This window comes from Spirochaetae bacterium HGW-Spirochaetae-1, from assembly GCA_002839375.1.
Taxonomy (GTDB): domain Bacteria; phylum Spirochaetota; class UBA4802; order UBA4802; family UBA5550; genus PGXY01.
Genome location: PGXY01000001.1, coordinates 431,101 through 449,307, shown reverse-complemented (window position 1 = coordinate 449,307; position 18,207 = coordinate 431,101). Strand labels below are relative to the sequence as shown.

General features: G+C 50.7%; 14 protein-coding genes and 1 pseudogene. 1 reads left to right on the top strand and 14 read right to left on the bottom strand.

Features of this window, described 5'->3' with window-relative positions; all coding sequences use genetic code 11:
• Nucleotides 1–62 precede the first annotated feature (62 nt).
• From CVV44_01940 to CVV44_01930, 3 genes are all read right to left on the bottom strand, one after another.
• Nucleotides 63–1,628 carry a hypothetical protein gene (locus CVV44_01940; protein ID PKL41420.1) on the bottom strand — a complete coding sequence of 522 codons (1,566 nt, stop codon included), beginning with the start codon at nt 1,626–1,628 and terminating at the stop codon, nt 63–65.
• Between the two features lie 336 nt (nt 1,629–1,964).
• The gene (locus tag CVV44_01935; GenBank protein ID PKL41419.1) at nt 1,965–3,164 is read right to left on the bottom strand and encodes a hypothetical protein; all 1,200 of its coding nucleotides are present in this window, start codon (nt 3,162–3,164) and stop codon (nt 1,965–1,967) included.
• A 68-nt stretch (nt 3,165–3,232) separates the two neighbouring features.
• The gene (locus tag CVV44_01930) at nt 3,233–3,814 is read right to left on the bottom strand and encodes a hypothetical protein (protein PKL41418.1); all 582 of its coding nucleotides are present in this window, start codon (nt 3,812–3,814) and stop codon (nt 3,233–3,235) included.
• Nucleotides 3,815–4,698: 884 nt separating this feature from the next.
• Here CVV44_01930 and CVV44_01925 point away from each other — a divergent pair.
• A pseudogene (locus tag CVV44_01925) lies at nt 4,699–4,893 on the top strand (response regulator).
• A gap of 31 nt (nt 4,894–4,924) precedes the next feature.
• Here the strand turns inward: CVV44_01925 and CVV44_01920 are convergent.
• From CVV44_01920 to CVV44_01870, 11 genes are all read right to left on the bottom strand, one after another.
• Nucleotides 4,925–5,107, bottom strand: a complete 183-nt coding sequence (locus CVV44_01920) for a DUF2892 domain-containing protein (protein ID PKL41417.1) — start codon at nt 5,105–5,107, stop codon at nt 4,925–4,927.
• Between the two features lie 222 nt (nt 5,108–5,329).
• A complete protein-coding gene (locus CVV44_01915) occupies nt 5,330–5,860 on the bottom strand; it encodes a hypothetical protein (protein PKL41416.1) in 531 nt (176 codons plus the stop codon).
• Complete coding sequence (locus CVV44_01910; GenBank protein PKL41415.1) at nt 5,857–6,732, bottom strand: hypothetical protein; 876 nt, start codon at nt 6,730–6,732, stop codon at nt 5,857–5,859. The genes CVV44_01915 and CVV44_01910 overlap by 4 nt, the downstream gene beginning before the upstream one ends.
• 14 nt (nt 6,733–6,746) lie before the next feature.
• Nucleotides 6,747–7,364 (bottom strand): TetR/AcrR family transcriptional regulator, encoded by a 618-nt coding sequence (locus CVV44_01905; protein PKL41414.1) that lies wholly within the window; start codon nt 7,362–7,364, stop codon nt 6,747–6,749.
• A 244-nt stretch (nt 7,365–7,608) separates the two neighbouring features.
• Nucleotides 7,609–7,845 (bottom strand): hypothetical protein, encoded by a 237-nt coding sequence (locus tag CVV44_01900; GenBank protein ID PKL41413.1) that lies wholly within the window; start codon nt 7,843–7,845, stop codon nt 7,609–7,611.
• A 121-nt stretch (nt 7,846–7,966) separates the two neighbouring features.
• Nucleotides 7,967–9,163 (bottom strand): hypothetical protein, encoded by a 1,197-nt coding sequence (locus CVV44_01895; GenBank protein ID PKL41412.1) that lies wholly within the window; start codon nt 9,161–9,163, stop codon nt 7,967–7,969.
• A 75-nt stretch (nt 9,164–9,238) separates the two neighbouring features.
• Nucleotides 9,239–10,636, bottom strand: coding sequence for a glutamate synthase (NADPH), homotetrameric (gltA, locus tag CVV44_01890; protein ID PKL41411.1), 1,398 nt, complete (start codon nt 10,634–10,636; stop codon nt 9,239–9,241).
• 2 nt (nt 10,637–10,638) lie between these two features.
• Nucleotides 10,639–11,484 (bottom strand): ferredoxin-NADP reductase, encoded by an 846-nt coding sequence (locus tag CVV44_01885; GenBank protein PKL41447.1) that lies wholly within the window; start codon nt 11,482–11,484, stop codon nt 10,639–10,641.
• A 109-nt stretch (nt 11,485–11,593) separates the two neighbouring features.
• Nucleotides 11,594–12,949 (bottom strand): NADP-specific glutamate dehydrogenase, encoded by a 1,356-nt coding sequence (locus tag CVV44_01880; GenBank protein PKL41410.1) that lies wholly within the window; start codon nt 12,947–12,949, stop codon nt 11,594–11,596.
• A gap of 245 nt (nt 12,950–13,194) precedes the next feature.
• A complete protein-coding gene (gene recQ, locus CVV44_01875) occupies nt 13,195–15,360 on the bottom strand; it encodes a DNA helicase RecQ (protein PKL41446.1) in 2,166 nt (721 codons plus the stop codon).
• 157 nt (nt 15,361–15,517) lie between these two features.
• Complete coding sequence (locus tag CVV44_01870) at nt 15,518–18,130, bottom strand: phosphoenolpyruvate synthase (GenBank protein ID PKL41409.1); 2,613 nt, start codon at nt 18,128–18,130, stop codon at nt 15,518–15,520.
• Nucleotides 18,131–18,207: the final 77 nt, after the last annotated feature.

Genomic DNA, 18,207 nt, shown 5'->3' with positions numbered 1-18,207 from the left:
AAGCCCGACATCCCGGGATACCGGCAATAGTGATCATATGCCGGTATATCCCGGTGTGGAGTCTACGCCCTTTGCCGTCGTGCCCTTCTCCGGCGTTTTATTATATAGAGCAGCAGCATTAATACGGAGCATATAACGGGAAGTTCAACATTGAAAGAGTCGTGCGTCATATCACCTATTCCGCCTGCTCTGGCCGCACTCCCGCATCCCGCGGCAGAATCGGTGGCACCGGTATTTTCATATGTAGTCCGTCCATTTTGACCATCAAGCTTTGAAAGCCAGGCACCTATAAGAGGGTAGGATACCGCCGGCATCGTATATCCGCAGGTGATATCGAGATGGGCCGTATTGGCAAGCTGATGCCACTCATCGAGACTATGAGCCGTTTTTTGCATAAAAAAGTCATCAATAATTTCCTGCGCGTCTACCAGCGACCCGGCGTCGGAAAGCACGGCAAAGGCGGGAACGGTAATGAGGTCCATGTGATCATCATAGTAGTAATAACCGTCAAGATCACGGGCAGGCTCCGGCCCCATGACCACATCCTTGTTTTCCGGTCCGTTCTTCCAGTGCTCCCTGATTGCGTTGTTGAGCGATATATCGCCGTACTGGGCAAGGCCCCGCAGATACGTGCTGGCGGCGCAGTAGCGAACAAAGAAGTCCTCAACACAGGGATCCGTGTTGTCGGCTATCCAGAAGTTGAGGAAACCGAAAATATCCAGCTCATAAACATAGAGCCAATCCGGGAATGACTGGTACAGCGCGTGTTTATTATTGATAAATTTCAGAAGCGTATCGATGGTGAGCATAAGGAAATCACTGTCCTTAAAAAGTGGATTCACGATCTCCTCCATGAGGCGGTCCAGGTCAAGATAGACCGGTTCACCTGCTGCTTTCCAGATGGCGTACTGATCTATCATTTTTGGCAGGGGCGGTATTCCACCGGGATCCAGGAGCAGAAGACCCGCCACTTCACGGTTTCTCTTCGCTGCCAGATCCGGATCGGACTGCACATGGGGGATATAATCTCCACCCATTTCCGAGGCATCGATTATCGTTCCCTGCATGTAGGTATATGCAACGAGTCCCCCGGTGCTGTGGCCGCCGATTACGGGATTTTCCCCAGTGACAGTACGAACCGTATCAACCATGGCCGGCGCATCAAGTGCCGACCACACATCGATATTGGTGTAGCCCGATCCCCTGTCGCTTTCAAATTCACCGCGGCCGGTTCCGCGATAATTCCCGAACCAGGGATCGTAGCCCATTTTCCAGAGATAGTAGGCCGTGCTGTAATACAGCATTGGATCTTCCTCTATGGCAGCATCGCCTTCGGCCCACGACGCCAGGGGCTCCGGAAGCGTCATACCGGCATAATCGTCCTCACGTTCTTCCGGCGTATACAGTATAAACTGATTCATGTTTGCCACAATGCCGGGAAAAAGAAGTACGGGCTTGCCGTGTTCGTTGAACGGTGATGCAGGCGATGGACGGTACCGCCTCATTTTCAGTTCCAGGCCATCGGCCGTGACCGTCGTAAAAAGGCCGTCAGCCGCCTGCACTGGACCGGTAAAGACAGCCACGAAAATCATACATATAACCGATGTCATCAGAACAAATTTTTTCATTACTGCCTCCCGATATCCTATTTGCAACTGCGTGATCGCAGTAATATTGCAACAATGAAGGCTTACTTATCAGCGACCGATTATAACCTCGCACATTGTTACAGTCATACATATCTCCATGCTTTTTGTAGCGCTATATTCATTGGCTCCGCATCATGGGATCATAAGCTAGCATATAACAGGAGTTTTATTTTTACAACTTTTTTTAACAGTCCGGACGGTTTTTTGAGGAACCTGCATCTTTTTCTTGAACTTCGTTTATTGCGGTGAACGTTTTGGTTATTCAATCTGACAGGCGACTATACCTTTGCTGACAGTCGCCTGGGATACTGTGCATTATGCCGGCAGGGAAATCATCTCTGCAAGTCGTTTCTTTAAATCTTCGGTAACAGTGCCGCCATGGACCACGAGTGAAGTCCGCGGAACACCACCATAAACATGGCAGGCATGGGCCAGCACCCGGTCATCCCAGATACCAGAAATATCATTTTTAATAAATGTATCGGCCGTGATGGCCTTGCCCCATCCCGAGAGAAAGTTATTCACTACCCTGTTTACCATGCGGGGAACCATTTTAGAAGAATCCAGAAAGCCGTCCCGCTCCGACTCCGGCATATCGTGCCTGTTTGCCAGAAGCCAGGCCAGGGAAACCATCTCATGAGCCACAACCGATTCCGATGCCATATTCAGGCCCCGCTCCGGTTCGTACACATATCCATCATCAGGGCCCACGGTAGTGAGGATCTTATCGGCAGTGGTGAGAACAAGCCTCTGTTTCTTTCTCAGCGTTTCAACGGTGTTTGCTTCAGCTGTTTTTTCATGCAGTGTCGAAGCGTCATGATGATACTCGAGCCTGGTATCGTGTCGCCAGTATCCCACGGCTGCTTTCAGACCCAGGGTGCTTCCCGCAAGTATGTGCCGAGAACAGCGGGGCATGAGTATTATATGATCCGCCTCTTTGAGTATATTGGGCATCATGATAGGCCCCTTCCAGTGCGCTCCTTCCACGGGACGGTCTTCATGGAAAGCGTCCCATCCCGCCTCCTCGAAGCAGTGAAGCTCGGCGCCGGCCTTTATCACGGCCTGCGCCAGTCCCGCCTTTTCCATCAGCTTGCGGGAACTTCCCTTCAATGACTCCCGGGTGAACCGGACGAACTGGACACCCGACATGTCTCCCACGATTACACGGCGTGCCCCCTTTTCCCTGAGGAGCTCAATCATGGCTGCCACCGCAACGGGGCTTGTCGTCGCCGGATAGGGATTTCCCGAGTTGTTCACAGTTTTTATGAAGACCGTATCCCTTTTCGTGAGCCAGGAAAAATCAGTGGCCGCCAGGGCCGTTTCGCGCACCGCGGTTCTGATATCCTTTTCAGAAGCTCCTCTGGCAGTCCCGCTGAGAAAAACTTTTGCCGGCAGCCCCTCTTTCACGGGTTTCCGGAGTGCATGGCCCTTTCCCAAATCGGCGCAACCCGAAAGGGGATGTACCGCCGTCATGGCCACTCCCGCTGCAATTTTCAAAAATTCTCTTCTTTCCATCGGTTCCTCCTTCCGGTTTACGCGTTACTTTATGACATGGATATATCCATTAAGATATACAAGCATGATCACTGACCTGACACTTCTTCCTGTCCCCGGAATCCACGAATAAGGACATCGACAATCCAGTTTATCCCCAGAATACCGGCAATGAATATACCGCCCAGTATGACCTCAATGCCGATCCAGACCGGAACATTCACTCCCGATGAATGACCCGCCAGTGATGACACCAGGAAAAACATAAAGGCAAAGCTGTTGAACACCCAGGGGATCCTGTCCTTGAGCATGACAATGGAATAGACGAATATCCCTATGAAGGCCAGCTTTGCCGCCTCATGACCCAGGGACGGTCCGAGAAGTCCAACGAATTTTTCAATCAGGAAAACACAGGCGATCCCAGCCGCACCCCCCGTAAGAATGGGAGGTATCATTTTTATATCCTCGTGAACGACAAAGAAAAATATCATCACCATGAAAGCGGGCCAGGCGGGAAGCGCCAGCCTGGCACAGATTATTTCAAAAATAATAATAAAGGCCACGAGAAGAAATCCGAAAAGAAGGCCTTTCAGTTTTGAACCGGCGACATGCCCTCCCGTGTCGGCATGCGGCCCATCGGTATAAGCAAAAATACTGAACAGAAAATTCATGAAAACCTCTCTATTATCGTTATTCCCACAGTATGAAGGAAATCCATAATTATTTCAAATATTAAATAACCGGACATGCAAAATAGTAACAACACATCCTGATTACGCCTTTACGCTTTTATTCTTGAATTCTTTTCCGAACTATGATATATTTATAAAATTGTTAAACAAAAAAAATGAACTCAAATCTGCAGCCAATCTATGGAGAAATGAAGACTATGCAAATGAATGGCATGAAACCGCGGCGAAGAGTTATATTATTAATCGTCATAATGATTCTTATAACCGCCATTGTTGAATCCATTACCATTGGAATACTCTACCGTACAGCCCTGGAACAGGAGACAGCCCGTCTCACGGAAACCGCCCGCAGCCAGGCCCGACTCATTGAGGCAATTGCACGGTATGATAAAAAGTACAGCCGCGATGATCAGTCCGATCCGACGGCAGGGACCCTGAGCCAGATCATTGAGGCGCATGGCAACTACAACGGCTTTGGAAAGACCGGCGAATTCACCCTGGCCCGCCGCGAGAGAGATACCATTGTCTTCATCCTGAACCATCGCCATTATGACTTGAGCCAGCCAAAACCCGTCCCTTTCAATTCATCCCTGGCCGAACCCATGAAACTGGCCCTGTCGGGAAAATCAGGCGCTATAATCGGCAAGGATTACCGTGGCGAGACCGTGCTTGCTGCCCATGAACCCGTGGCTGAGTTGGATCTTGGTATAGTTGCAAAAATAGACATGACTGAAATAAGGGCCCCTTTCATAAAGGCCGGCATCATCAGTGCCATCATCGGTCTGGCCTCCCTGTTTCTGGGGGCCCTCCTCTTCATTAAAGTCACGAATCCCATCATAGAGGGACTGTCGGCAATGGTCAATGAACTCCAGGAATCACTGAACAATGTCAAGACCCTAAAGGGCCTTCTCCCTATCTGCGCCTCGTGTAAAAAAATCCGCGACGACAGCGGATACTGGAATCAGATCGAATTGTACATCATGGATCACTCCGACGCGGATTTCAGCCACAGCCTTTGCCCCGACTGCGCAGATAAAATGCTAAAAAACAGATACTAACAGCAATAATTTCTCTTCCGGGAGACAGACTTTATTTCCCACCGGTATTGATTCCCAGAGGCACATACAGGGGACACCAACCCATGAATGCCGTACCCAGGGGAATCAGGGCCAGGAGACCAAGCCAGCTCTGAAAATAAATGCCGGCACCGGCTATAATTACGGCTGCGGCAATCCTTATTATCTTGTCCGTTTTTCCCACATTCTTTGTCATAATATCCACCTCTCGCTTTGATATTCATCTCATTAGTGCAGCATATGAAGATCTCGCATGGATAATGTTACAAAACCGGTATAGTTACACCGATACATTTTCATCCCTGAACTTATCTGCGCAATCTTTTCACAGCTTGTGCCGCGACTTCACAGATATTATTCTGGGCACCTCTACAATTCAGATTTTTCATTTTAAATATAATAAAAAGGGCAGAGAAAGTCACTCCTCTCCCGGGAACCGCAAAGCAATGGTCCCCGAACATGAATTGCGGGTGAGCATGAGACAGCCCTTCACGGCCGGATCGATGCTGTATTCTATTGCCAGTTCATCAAGCCAGCACTGAACGCGATAAATTACGCCGCACTCATATTGATCCAGGACACCGATTCTTCTGACACCCTTGTAGGCAAAGCATTTTTTCTCGGTGAATTCCCAATGAAGCGTATCATCAACTCCGAAACTCCAGACGACATTCATGAATTCAGGAATAAATATTTTTGATACTTCCATAAAAAACTCCCGGAAGCGCTGAAAAGATGAAATATCCTTCCTGCCGATGGCGAAGCTTTCCAATATTCTATCAATTTCAAGATGTGCCAGGGAGCGTATGGCGGCCTTGTTCAGTTCATTGGCTTTTTGAATCCCCAATTCGTGGAAGCAGTGGAAAAACCACATGCCGTCATGGGACATCCAGCATTTATTCAAAAGATCCACTGTCTCCGGAAGGGTCAGAGCATCCATGGACTTCATATTTTCATTACCTCCCCGCTTATACAGGGCCGCTCATTTCCTTCACAGTAAAGATCAAAACGATACCCTTTATCGTTTCCGGCGCTCCTGAGTTCGAGAAGGCGCCCGTAATAAACCGGTCCCTTGAGAAAAAATATCATCTTTACCGGCCCTGCTCCTTCCGGAAGGGGGAGCTCCGCCGCGCACCGGGCCGTAATCCTTATAGGCTGGGAGAAATCCCGCTCAAAACCGAACATGCGGGCATATATTTTCCAGTAGTGGATACCGTTGGTATCGCCGGAAACCCGGGCAAACCTGAAGCGGTCCTTCACCGGAAGGTACCACTGCGTCGTCCTCGGTGCTCCCTGTATGGGTTCCAGTGACACAAAGGGCGATGCATCAACGGCGTCCCTGAATTTTCCCCGCAACAGGTATGTCGTGACATTATCCCATATCCTGATTCCTTCTGAAATAATCTCCGAAGTGATATCGGTCTCAATGCCTCGCTCCGTAATCCTCATATCGGAATTATAGCAGATGACGTCAACGGTGTCGCCTACATGCAGCGGCTGATACATGGTGATATTGTTCACGGTGTTGAGAACCCTGAAGAGGGAAAAGGGCATATCCTTCCTGCAGAGAATGCGCATGATGTAGGGATAGACCAGTGTGAAGGGATACAAAATATTCATTTCCGATGAAGACGGCAAACCGCAGATTTCATTGAATACCGCGGCATGCCCCTCCCGTATCCGTACGCCCTTTCTCTCGATCCGTATGAGGGGCACCTCCTCCTTCGCCTTAAAGGTGCTGTTCCGCGAAGTAAAGGCCTTGAGCAGCGTGCCCAGGGCCGAGGGATCATCGTGAAAGGACTGCATGATGATATGGGCCATGACTGAACCTCTCTCTATTTTGTTACATCGGCCGCAGCCAGAGAATTCCATGCTGTTCGGGAAAGCTCGTCCACGGCCGCGTCGATGGATGATATGGTTTTCCCGGCGAGATACATGCGGGCGAATTCCTGACAGGGACCAAGGAGGATTGCTACGTACATATCCCATGCCATTTTACGGATAACGCCTGCCTTCACATGACGGGCAAACCACTGCGAGATGCCCTGGACGAATTCCCTGTTGAGCCTGCTGAACTCATCGTCGGTGCCCGTCATAAAGGATTCATGGCGCATACGAAAGAGAAACCGGGCCCAGTCGGGATTTGCGGCAACCCATCGAAGATGAAATTCTATGATGGCTCTGACCCCCCTGTCGGCCTCCGCTTCTCCTCCCAGCGCCCCGAGGAGTCCCTGCTGGTATTGCACGATACCGTCCATGTACACAGCCGTGGCCAGCTGTTCCTTGCTCCTGAAATGATGATACATGCTGCCGACACTGGCGCCGGCACGTTCACAAATGTGGGACATGCTTGTATCCGAGAAGCCCTGTTCGGTAAAGCAGGAAAGAGCCGCCTGGAGAATCTGCCGGCGCCTTTCACCGGAACTTCCATGGACTGAATTCATTTTCTTCATACTAGAATGTTATTCTAGAATATCATTCTAGTCAACTCTTTTTTTAAAAATAATTTATGAGAGAGGCAATCATGAACCCGAACACAGGGAGGCGCGGACAGACAGGACATCACAGAATATGATCATCCCGGGAAAATAAAACAGAGCTCGACTGAGAATTCATAACGGCAGGCTATACCACGTCATCCTGTCACTATAACAGCGGCATATCGGGTGGGAAATCACCGTGTGCATAATGCTTTATCTAATGCCTGGTCCCGTCATCGGGATGAATAAAACTGGCAAAGACATCCCCTTCGTCAATATGTTTCGGGATGTTTTTCTCATGCCGGTACCATTCTTCAGGATGCATGAAACTGGCGAAAACATCGCCTTCATCAATATGTTTCGGGATGTTTTTCTCATGCCGGTAAAATTCATCGGGGTGCATGAAACTGGCAAAAACATCCCCTTCGTCAATATGGGGCGCTATGTTTTTCATGGCGTTCAACCTCCTGCAGAGTATTTGTCTATAATATACACAAAGCAGTCGGGTAAAACAATATTTCCACGATAAACAAGCAGGGGCGGGGTATTCTAATCTTCTAAAGCGCCTGAAATTTTTACAGCTGTCCGCTGCGCATGGCCGCCACGAGGAGGTCCGTAAAGCGGCCGTAGCTCTTCCGCCCCTCCTTCTGGTTGCTGGCCCTGAGAAAAAGGTCGTTCCAGGCGCTGAATATTTTCCGGGCCCGTCCCTGGCGGGACTGCCAGAATTTCCGGTTGTTATCAATCTCGGCAAGCACGCGGCGGTCAAGGCGCTTCAGTATCGCCTCATATCGCGCCGTGTCTTCCCTCTTCAGGTTTCCCAGAAGGTACATGATGGCCGTGACCCGGGCCGAATACCGGAGCTCTGCCGAGGCCGACGCGGCGCAGACCCGATAGGCGATGAAGTTGGCCTCGTTCTCCCGGGCGAACCCCCGCTGGTGTGCCATTTCATGGGCCATGACAAAGGGCCGGGTAACGGCGGGGATATCGCCGTTGAGGGTCACTTCACCTGTAAAAGGAAAATAAAAGCCCGCGGTGCCCATTCTACTGAGAATCGTGGAGAAGAAATACTCCTTGGGCCGCCCGTATGTTCCTTCCAGAAGGGGACTCAGGAAACTGCATGTCCCGAAGGAATCCTCAACAACGCAGATCAAGTCTTTCCGGTTTCCCCGCAGCATGATCCCCCCGGCATCACGCATCACCGCCGGCACTTCAAGGGCAGCACCGCGATTCATCTCGGTGATGCAGCGTTCCAGCTCACTCACCGTAACGCTGCCCGTTTCATACCCTTCGATCCTTTCCAGGGTCCACCGGTTGTTATTGCATCCCCAGAGAAAAATAAACAGAAAATATATGATACCCAGTACCAGAAATGCATGTCGCACAAAACGTCCCAGTTGCGTCCGTATCTTTACACGACGGCGGGCCATGCGCACCACGGCACGCACAATCCTGAAAAAGAATAAAAGCGCCGCTCCATAGATAAAAAACTCGGCCAATGAAAAGGGCAAGACCCCCGTGACCCTGCTCAGAGGAGAAGCCATGGCAGGATAGAGGCACCGTGCGTAAACGTGCTCGATAAAATCGGGAACCCATGCCGATCCCGCGAAGAGCAGTACCGAAAGGGGAAGCAGCCCGAAGACCAGTGATGTAGATAGTATTTTCCGTGTGTTCATGCTGTCCATGAAATCATCAGGTGATTGATAAGGGTTCCTTGTACCGATAAGGCTGTAAAATTTCAATACATTTTCCCCCGGTAATTGCCCGGGCAGCATCTACTGCATGCCGGTATAATAAAAAAGGGGGCCGAAGCCCCCTTTCAATCATATAAAAAACCGTAGTATTCAGTGCTACCAGGCACCCGTTGTACAGAACTCATCGATGGCTGCAGCTGCCTTCCTCCCGGCTCCCATGGCCTCGATGACCGTTGCCGCGCCGGAAACGATATCACCGCCGGCGAATACGCCTTTTTTGCTCGTCTTCATTGTCGTGTTGTCCGCCACGATGGTTCCCCATTTCGTCGTGTCGAGCCCCACGGTGCTCTTCTGGATGATGGGATTGGGAGCGTTTCCGATGGCGATGATGGCCACGTCGATATCGATGATAAACTCCGAGCCCTTCACCGTAACGGGCCGTCTTCTTCCCGATTCATCGGGCTCGCCCAGTTCCATGCGGAGACATTCCACGCCCTTCAGGTTCCCCGATTCATCACCGAGAAAGCGCACGGGGTTCGTCAGGAGCTGAAAGTTGATCCCTTCCTCATCGGCATGATGTATCTCCTCGAGGCGGGCCGGCATTTCGTCACGTGACCGGCGGTACACCAGGTACACGTTCTCGGCACCCAGCCTGTTGGCCACGCGTGCCGCGTCCATGGCAACATTCCCGCCGCCGAATACGGCGATATTTTTCCCCCTGATAATGGGTGTATCGTATTCAGGAAATTTATAGGCCTTCATGAGATTGGCCCTGGTAAGATATTCGTTGGCGCTGTAAACTCCCTTGAGATTCTCTCCTGCTATGTTGAGAAAGAGCGGCAGCCCGGCCCCGGTTCCCACGAACACGGCATGGTAATCCCGGTCCAGCAGGTCATCGACGGTCTGGGACATTCCCACGACCCGGTTCAGGACCAGTTCGACGCCGCGTTTTTTCAGCGCTTCAATTTCATAATGCACGATCTCCTTAGGCAGCCTGAACTGGGGAATCCCGTACACCAGTACTCCGCCGGGGCTATGGAGCGCCTCGAAAATCGTTACGGCATAACCCCGCTGCGCCAGGTCTCCTGCAGCGGTAAGACCCGCCGGTCCGGCGCCGATAATGGCAACTTTTTTATCCTTCTTCCCGTCCGCTTCACGGGCCGCGGCATTTTCTACCTCGCGTTCATAATCGGCCACGAACCGTTCCAGCTTGCCGATGGCCACAGGCTCAAATTTCTTACCCAGGATGCATTGCGCCTCGCACTGCGACTCCTGGGGACAGACCCTGCCGCATACCGCGGGGAGGGTATTGGTCTTTTTCAGAACGGCAAAGGCCCCTGAAAAATTCCCGTCGGTGATCTCTTTAATAAAACCGGGAATATCCACATTCACGGGACAACCCCCGACGCAGGCAGGCTTCTTGCACTGTATGCAACGCGATGCCTCCAGCATGGCCGTTTCTTTCGAGTAGCCCAGGGGTATTTCATTAAAGTTATTCTTTCTCTCGGCCGGTGTCAGTTCCGGCATCTTCTGTCGTGGTATCCTGTCTTTCATATTCAATTCCTGTCCAAACCGATTCTGCACGCGTGCTTATGTTTTTCATCGGAGACGCGTTCCTCACCCCGATACGTGCCCAGGCGCGATACGAGCTCGCCGAAATCAACCTCGTGTCCGTTGAACTCCGGTCCGTCAACGCACGTAAATTTCGTTCCGCCACCGACGGTTACACGGCAGCCCCCGCACATTCCCGTTCCATCCACCATGATCGAGTTAAGACTGACAAAAGTTCGGATGGCCGGCTCCCTGGTCATGTCGCTCACGGCCTTCATCATGGGCACGGGACCGATGGCAACGACAATATCGACTTTTTCTTTCGCCATGAGGTCCCGGAGTGCGCCGGTGACAAAGTCCTTTTTGCCGTATGAGCCGTCATCGGTGCAGACGATGGTTTCATCGCCTATGGCGCGCAGCTCGTCTTCGAGGATGAGAAGGTCCTTCGAACGGGCGCCCAGTATATTGACGACCCTGTTGCCGGCCTCCTTCATGGCCCGGGAAATGGGATAAAGCGGCGCGATGCCGATACCGCCGCCGATACAGGCCACGGTCCCGTAACGCTTCACGTCAGTGGGATGGCCCAGCGGTCCGGCGATATCCTGCAGATGGTCCCCTTTTTTCAGCAGTGACATTTTCCGTGTCGTCACCCCCACAATCTGGTAGTAGAGGGTGATGGTACCTTTATCTTTATCGGCGTCGGCGATGGTGAGGGGAATCCTCTCGCCGAATTCATCAATCCGCAGAATTATAAACTGGCCGGCTTTCCTGTACTCGGCGACATACGGAGCGTCAACCACCATTCTTCCCAGTGTAGGCTGAACAAGATCATTTGAATGAATGGTATGCATGTTATTTTCCTCTGAGTGCATTTCATAAATTTCCGGAGGCCCTGATGGAACAGCATGGGGAATGATAAAAATGCCGGGATTCATAACCGAATCCCGGCATATGATTTTTCTATACAATCCCCGCGGCGAGCATGGCCTTTGCTACCTTGGTAAACCCGGCGATATTCGCTCCCATCACATAGTTGCCTTTCTGGCCGTAAGCTTCTGAAGCCTCGAGGCAGGCCTTGTGAATGTTTTTCATAATAGTTTGAAGTTTCTGATCTACTTCTTCCCTGCTCCAGGACATGCGAAGACTGTTCTGGGACATTTCAAGGCCCGAAGTGGCGACTCCGCCTGCATTGGCGGCCTTTCCGGGACCGTAGAGAATCTTGTTCTCCAGATAAATATCCACTGCATCAGGTGTTGACGGCATGTTGGCGCCTTCAGATACGCATATGCAGCCGTTGTCTATGAGTGCCTGCGCGTGCTGGCCGTTGATCTCATTCTGTGTTGCCGAAGGATAGGCTATATCAACTTTCAATCCCTGTTCCCTGATTACATCCCAGATGCTTTTCCCGTCGAAGTATGAACAATTATACTTGTCGGCGTATTCTTTTATTCTTCCCCTGCGGACATTTTTCAGTTCCATGACGAACTGGAGTTTTTCCGCGGTGATACCCTTTTCATCGACGATAGTGCCGGCCGAATCGCACAGGGATATTACCTTACCGCCCAGGGCATTGACTTTCTCAACCGTGTACTGGGCCACGTTGCCGGAGCCGCTCACAACGACGTTTCTGCCCTTGTGATCCAGTCCCCTTGTTGCGAGCATTTCAGCGGCGAAGTACGTTGCGCCGTAACCGGTCGCCTCGGGACGAATAAGACTTCCGCCGTACTCAAGAGCCTTGCCGGTCAATACGCCGGTATGCTCATTTGTTATTTTTTTATAATAGCCGAACAAAAAGCCGATTTCTCTGCCGCCCACGCCGATATCACCGGCGGGAACGTCTATATCGGCACCGATATGACGATAGAGTTCACGCATGAAGGACTGAGTGAAGCGCATCACTTCCATGTCTGATTTTCCCTTGGGATCAAAATCCGAACCGCCCTTGCCGCCGCCCATGGGAAGCGTGGTGAGGGAGTTTTTAAAAATCTGCTCAAAACCGAGAAATTTGATGATGCCAAGATTTACTGAAGGGTGAAAACGAAGACCGCCCTTGTAAGGACCGATGGCGTTATTGAACTGTACGCGAAATCCCCTGTTGACCTGGACATTGCCTTTATCATCGACCCAGGGAACCCTGAACATGATGACACGGTCCGGTTCCACGATACGCTCATAGAGACCTGCTTTGACAAATTCCGGGTGTTTTGCCACCGTTGGCTCAAGAGAATCGAGAACTTCCTGTACGGCCTGGAGAAACTCCTTCTGATCAGGGTCTCTCTGTTTTACTTTTTCAAAAACTTCTTTTAGAACCGACATTGAATGACTCCTTCATTTATTTGAGTTTTTTATTTTATATATTTAGTTATTCTTAATTTTTATTTATATTCGTTAGAATAACTAATATTTCATTTAGCATGACTATCATTTTGTCATTTTCTGTTGTCCAATTAATTTTTTGAAGAGTTGAACCAGGGACGGCAAATTTTACATTACCGTAACATAACCGGGAGTGAAGGGTGAAGCAGGATAAAAAGGGGCATTTTATAGGTATTTTCGGGGGTTCAGTCACTGCAAAGATAGTAGAGCCTGCATATCTGGAGGGTATCATAGTCGACGGATCCTCCCAGCTCTTCGAATACGGGTTTTAGAAATTCGTGGCCGTGCCGGTCAAAAGCCGCAATAACTGACAAAATACGCTCCGCATCGAGCGAAAGGAGCGGCCGCAAACCTGCCGATGTAATCGAATATCCGTCCTGGACATATTTTTTGAGGTTCGAGATAACAGTTATTCTCTGCACTCCTTCTGCAGCTTCTATCTCGGTAATTGAACGCCCTGCATTATACAGCTCGCCGATCTGAACATGTCTCGGTTTTTTTACATATTCACGCGGAGCGGGAATTTCGACCGTCTTATCAATTATCCCTTTTTCCTCGCAATACTCTTTAACGATGGAAATAATTATTTCACCGAACTTCTGGATCTTATGCGCACCGATGCCGTGAATTGTCATGAGGCTTTCTCTGCTCTGTGGATAGGCCTCTGCAATGGCCATGAGCGTTTTATCTGAAAATATTACATAGGGAGGAACATTCGCTTCAGCGGCAAGAGCCCTTCTTTTTTCACGGAGCAGTTCAAAAAGCATGCCGTCATAACTGATACCGGAAATGGGCTTTTTTTGTGCCGTGGCATTCTCGCCAAACCGCCCCATCACTTTTTCAAATCCTCTCATCACAGCATGCCCCTTTTCAGTAAGCTTTAGCTCACCGTAACTCTGCATGTCCTGTATAAGGAGTCCCTTGGTTACAAACTGTCGCGCCATGTTTTTCCATGACTGCACGGAATAGTCTTTGCCGATACCGTACGTGCTCAATCCATTATGCCCCAGTTCCCTGATCCTTGCTGCGCCTGAGCCGCGCAGGACCTGGACTATATGCCCCGTACCGAATTTTTCGCCCGTTCTTTTAACACAGGAAAGGAACATCTGCGCCGCAAGGGTCAGGTCGTCGCCCTGTTCCTGGGGTGAAACGCAGTTGTCGCACATGCCGCAGCTTTCTCTGCTGTATTCCTCACCGAAATAGGTGATGAGGGGAATACGGCGACAGCACTCAGAATCGGCGTAGTTGACCAGGGCGTTCAGCTGTGATACCGCTGCTTTCTTTTCGGTTTCATCGGGTTTCTGATCAATGAAATAACGGATCTTATGTATGTCAGAATAGCTGTAAAGGAGCAGGCACGTGGAATCGACCCCGTCGCGACCGGCGCGACCCGTCTCCTGGTAATACGCCTCTATGCTCTTGGGAAGATCATAGTGAATAACAAACCTGACATTGGTTTTATGTATTCCCATGCCGAAAGCAATTGTGGCAACAATTATCTGCACCTCATCTTTCAGAAAGAGCTCCTGATTTTTGCGCCGATCCTCATCGGCCAGTCCCGCGTGATAAGGCCGTACCGAATATCCATGTTTTTTCAGGCTCATATAAATGCGGTCGACACTGTCGCGTGAAAACGCGTAGATTATACCCGATTCTCCTTTATGCCCCGAAAGAAATTCCAGCGTCTGTTTCAGGGCGTCGTTTTTTTGCGTTATGCGGTAAAACAGGTTGTCCCTGTTAAAACTTGCTATAAAGTCGGAAGTCTCACTCATCTCCAGGTTTTTCCTGATGTCGCCCCTCACTCTCTCCGTCGCAGTGGCGGTCAGGGCCATGCAGACCGCGCGGGGAAACCTTTTCCGTACCTGTGCTATCATCCGGTACTCCGGCCTGAAGTCATGGCCCCACTCGGAAATACAGTGCGCCTCGTCAATGGCGAAACAGTCGACGGTAACGGTGGTGAGCAGTAAGAGTATATCATTTTTAAGCAGGGTCTCGGGCGCAACATACAGTAGCTTTGCCGTTCCATCCCGGATAAGAGCGATGTTGGAGCCGTATTCGTCACGCGAGATCGAGCTGTTGAGCAGAACCGCCTCGACTCCAAGCTGCTTCATCTGGTCAACCTGGTCTTTCATAAGAGAAATAAGCGGTGAGATAACAACGGTAAGCCCGGAAAACATAAGCGCGGGTATCTGGTAACAGATCGATTTCCCGCCGCCCGTGGGCATCACCACCAGGGCATCACTTTTTTTCATAACCGCTTCAATTATCTCGGCCTGCAGGGGCCTGAAGGCTTCGTAGCCGAAGACCTCCGCTAAAATTTCCCGTGCCCTGTCTATAGCGGTGCTGCCCATATCTGACATATCTTTTTTCCTGATATATTATTCACGTCTCAATATAATACGCCTGAAACCACTTAAGGATTAAATATTTTTTAAGAAAATGTGCAGGGCCTGAACAAAAATTCATTATGGGAATTGCAGTGCCGCCCCTCGGAACATTCCGGAAGCCTCAGCTGTAGCAGACAATCCTCTGGGATATGATATCCGCAGCGATGCTTACAGTATCGCTGCCCACATCGTAGACGTGTACGATATCAGCATAGGCCCCGCTGTCGGGCAAAATGCTCAGGATACCATTTTCATATTGACGGAGAAAATCCATGTTGAGATAAACCCCCTGCTTTTCAGGGAAAAGTGCTATATAGAATATTTCCGTTTCCACCAGGTCCTGGAAAAAGTGAGTACCGAAGGAAAGCTCGGGCATGACATTCTCGCTCATCTGCGCCAGTTCAACGAGGACCCTGATGTTATTTATCTCGGCGAACCGGACCGGCACGCCCAGTGACGGTGTTGTGGTGCCCCAGCGGCCGGGACCGATGAGCATGGCGGGAAAATTCATGCGGTCGTCGATGAGCCTGTTCAGCTTCCCCACCAGTCTGGCCACGTCGTACTTTCCCGACTGGTTCAGACGCGAATAGCCTTCCGGATCGACATAAATGATCCGCGTAATGGGCTGCAGTATGCTTCCCCCGAGAAAGTTCCCTTCGCTGCGAAAAAAGGTCCGGGCTTCATCGATGTTTTCAGGAATGGCAACATTCATCTTCAATCCCTTTGCCTGATAGGGGCGGCACTGGAGCAGGTTTATTTTATACCTGCCGTCGGAAGCGAAATTGACGGTGAACTCAATATCAACGGGATAGTCATAGGCCTCTTCGATGGTCTGCATCAGTTCCTTCATCTGATCGGGAAACTGCGTCTCGGCCAGGAGATACCGGAAATTGATGAGCCAGGGCGTGGCTTCCTTCAGGCCCATATCGCGGATGCGCTGGGCCAGTTCCAGGTCCATCTCGGCAAAACGATTCATGTCAAGTTCGGGCAGGTCCGATAGAAGCCGGCCCAAGGGAACCGTCTCTATGGCATTCGTTTCGATATTGAGGATATCGACATCGTGCTGCGAAAATTTTCTCAGGTCATCCATCCCCGACAGGGGCTGTACCTGGGGAGCATCCAGGGCGACAATGCGGGGATAGTCGCCTTCCACGCGGTTGACCGCCCGGGTCCCCAGGCCGAACACTATCCGCATCATGCCCGCCTCGGGGTCCATGCCCTGCTTCCACACATAGGTATTGTAGGAGAGGCCAACACCGCCGATGTCAGGGAAAAAATAATTCCGCCGGTGGGCGCCGGACACGCGCTGCACCAGGAGCGCCATCTGCTCATCCATCTGGTCCAGGCCGCGCTGGAGGCGGTATGCCAGGGCGTCTTCGTTCATGGTACTGGCATAGACGAGGCGGATGGCCCGGGTGAATTCCTGGTAGCGTTCCTGGGGGCTCCCCTGGTTGACGCAGAAATAGCTCTCATATTTACCCGCGAAGGCGTGCCCGTAGGCGTCCTCGAGGAGACTACTGGAACGGACAATGAATGGCGACTGGCCGAAATATTCGATAATCTGCTGAAACTGCTCCTTGATGGCATCGGGGAAAGTTCCGTCCATCATGCGCTCACACAGTTCCGGAGCGGCCGTGAAATAGCCCTCCTTCGTCTTATGCTTCATGAAAAGGCTCCACAGGCCGTTCTGCACAATGTAGGTATAGAACACGTCGGAACCGATATAGAAGGAATCGTGGGGTTCCATGAGATTATGCCATTTGTGCCCGCTGTCGTTCATCAACATCTTCCGTGCGATGAGCATGCCCGTGGTCTTCCCGCCTATAAACCCCGTGCCGATAAGCCGGTCATTGATGGCGATAAAATCATCGATTATAAAATGCTTCCTCACCAGGGAAAAAATCCTTTCATCGCGGCCGATAATGATCCGGCACAGCCGGTTAATCATATCGAGATTATCCTCTTCGCAGTAATCGCCGCATTTGAGGGCTTCCACTTCGAGAAAAAGGCGGTCCCAGAAATCCAGGTTCCTCTTGGTAACCTCCGTTGTTATCTTATGCAGATAGTGAATAAAATCCGCCGCGTCGGCACTGCTGATAATGGGAGTAAATTTTTCTCCCTCCTTCTTGTGGGGAAAAAACATGGTGGGCGAATAACGATTCAATACCTTCAGGGGATGCACATAATAGCTGCCGCCGAAATGGTGGATATCGATGAGCAGCTGCGTCGTTTCCCTGATGCGGGCGATGGTCTTATAATCATGGCTGTTCCGGAAGAGGGCGAAATATGCCACGGTGTTGAGTACAAAAAGATGGGGACAGGTTATGACGAAAAAATTTCCGATCATGAGGTCCGTGGCCCAGGCTGAAAGAAGGTCGGAAAGACAGTCAAAGATATAGTAGGCCTCTTCCCCCTCAAGGTCGATTATGGTATACACTTCATGAGCGAAGGACTCAAAACCGGAAAAGGCATTCAACTGGTAGGTTTTAATTCTGGCATCGTTGGTGTCAACCACGGGGGGGTGCGTGGCGAAACGCATATAGACGAGTTTCCTCCCTTCCTTCAGTGACTGCTCCAGGAAGGGTTTTACAAATTCCATGTAATCGTCTATACTGTCAACCTGCCATACGACATTGTCTCCCAGGTTAAGATTGTTCACGATATGATCGAGGCCTTCAAGGCCCGTGCTGGCGGTGACGATGGGTTTCAATACGGCGTCCTTCCCGATAAACATTTTTTATTTCAATCCCAGAGTATCAAATCATTCATTAAAGAGTCAACTCCAAAAACAACCGTAAGCCGTGGGCAGGC

What these genes read in the sequence shown, in the direction of transcription:
- CVV44_01940 (PKL41420.1), bottom strand. Translation starts at nt 1,628, where the DNA reads ATGAAAAAATTTGTTCTGATGACATCGGTTATATGTATGATTTTCGTG.
- CVV44_01935 (PKL41419.1), bottom strand. Translation starts at nt 3,164, where the DNA reads ATGGAAAGAAGAGAATTTTTGAAAATTGCAGCGGGAGTGGCCATGACG.
- CVV44_01930 (PKL41418.1), bottom strand. Translation starts at nt 3,814, where the DNA reads ATGAATTTTCTGTTCAGTATTTTTGCTTATACCGATGGGCCGCATGCC.
- CVV44_01920 (PKL41417.1), bottom strand. Translation starts at nt 5,107, where the DNA reads ATGACAAAGAATGTGGGAAAAACGGACAAGATAATAAGGATTGCCGCA.
- CVV44_01915 (PKL41416.1), bottom strand. Translation starts at nt 5,860, where the DNA reads ATGAAGTCCATGGATGCTCTGACCCTTCCGGAGACAGTGGATCTTTTG.
- CVV44_01910 (PKL41415.1), bottom strand. Translation starts at nt 6,732, where the DNA reads ATGGCCCATATCATCATGCAGTCCTTTCACGATGATCCCTCGGCCCTG.
- CVV44_01905 (PKL41414.1), bottom strand. Translation starts at nt 7,364, where the DNA reads ATGAAGAAAATGAATTCAGTCCATGGAAGTTCCGGTGAAAGGCGCCGG.
- CVV44_01900 (PKL41413.1), bottom strand. Translation starts at nt 7,845, where the DNA reads ATGAAAAACATAGCGCCCCATATTGACGAAGGGGATGTTTTTGCCAGT.
- CVV44_01895 (PKL41412.1), bottom strand. Translation starts at nt 9,163, where the DNA reads ATGCTGCCCGGGCAATTACCGGGGGAAAATGTATTGAAATTTTACAGC.
- gltA (PKL41411.1), bottom strand. Translation starts at nt 10,636, where the DNA reads ATGAAAGACAGGATACCACGACAGAAGATGCCGGAACTGACACCGGCC.
- CVV44_01885 (PKL41447.1), bottom strand. Translation starts at nt 11,484, where the DNA reads ATGCATACCATTCATTCAAATGATCTTGTTCAGCCTACACTGGGAAGA.
- CVV44_01880 (PKL41410.1), bottom strand. Translation starts at nt 12,949, where the DNA reads ATGTCGGTTCTAAAAGAAGTTTTTGAAAAAGTAAAACAGAGAGACCCT.
- recQ (PKL41446.1), bottom strand. Translation starts at nt 15,360, where the DNA reads ATGGGCAGCACCGCTATAGACAGGGCACGGGAAATTTTAGCGGAGGTC.
- CVV44_01870 (PKL41409.1), bottom strand. Translation starts at nt 18,130, where the DNA reads ATGTTTATCGGGAAGGACGCCGTATTGAAACCCATCGTCACCGCCAGC.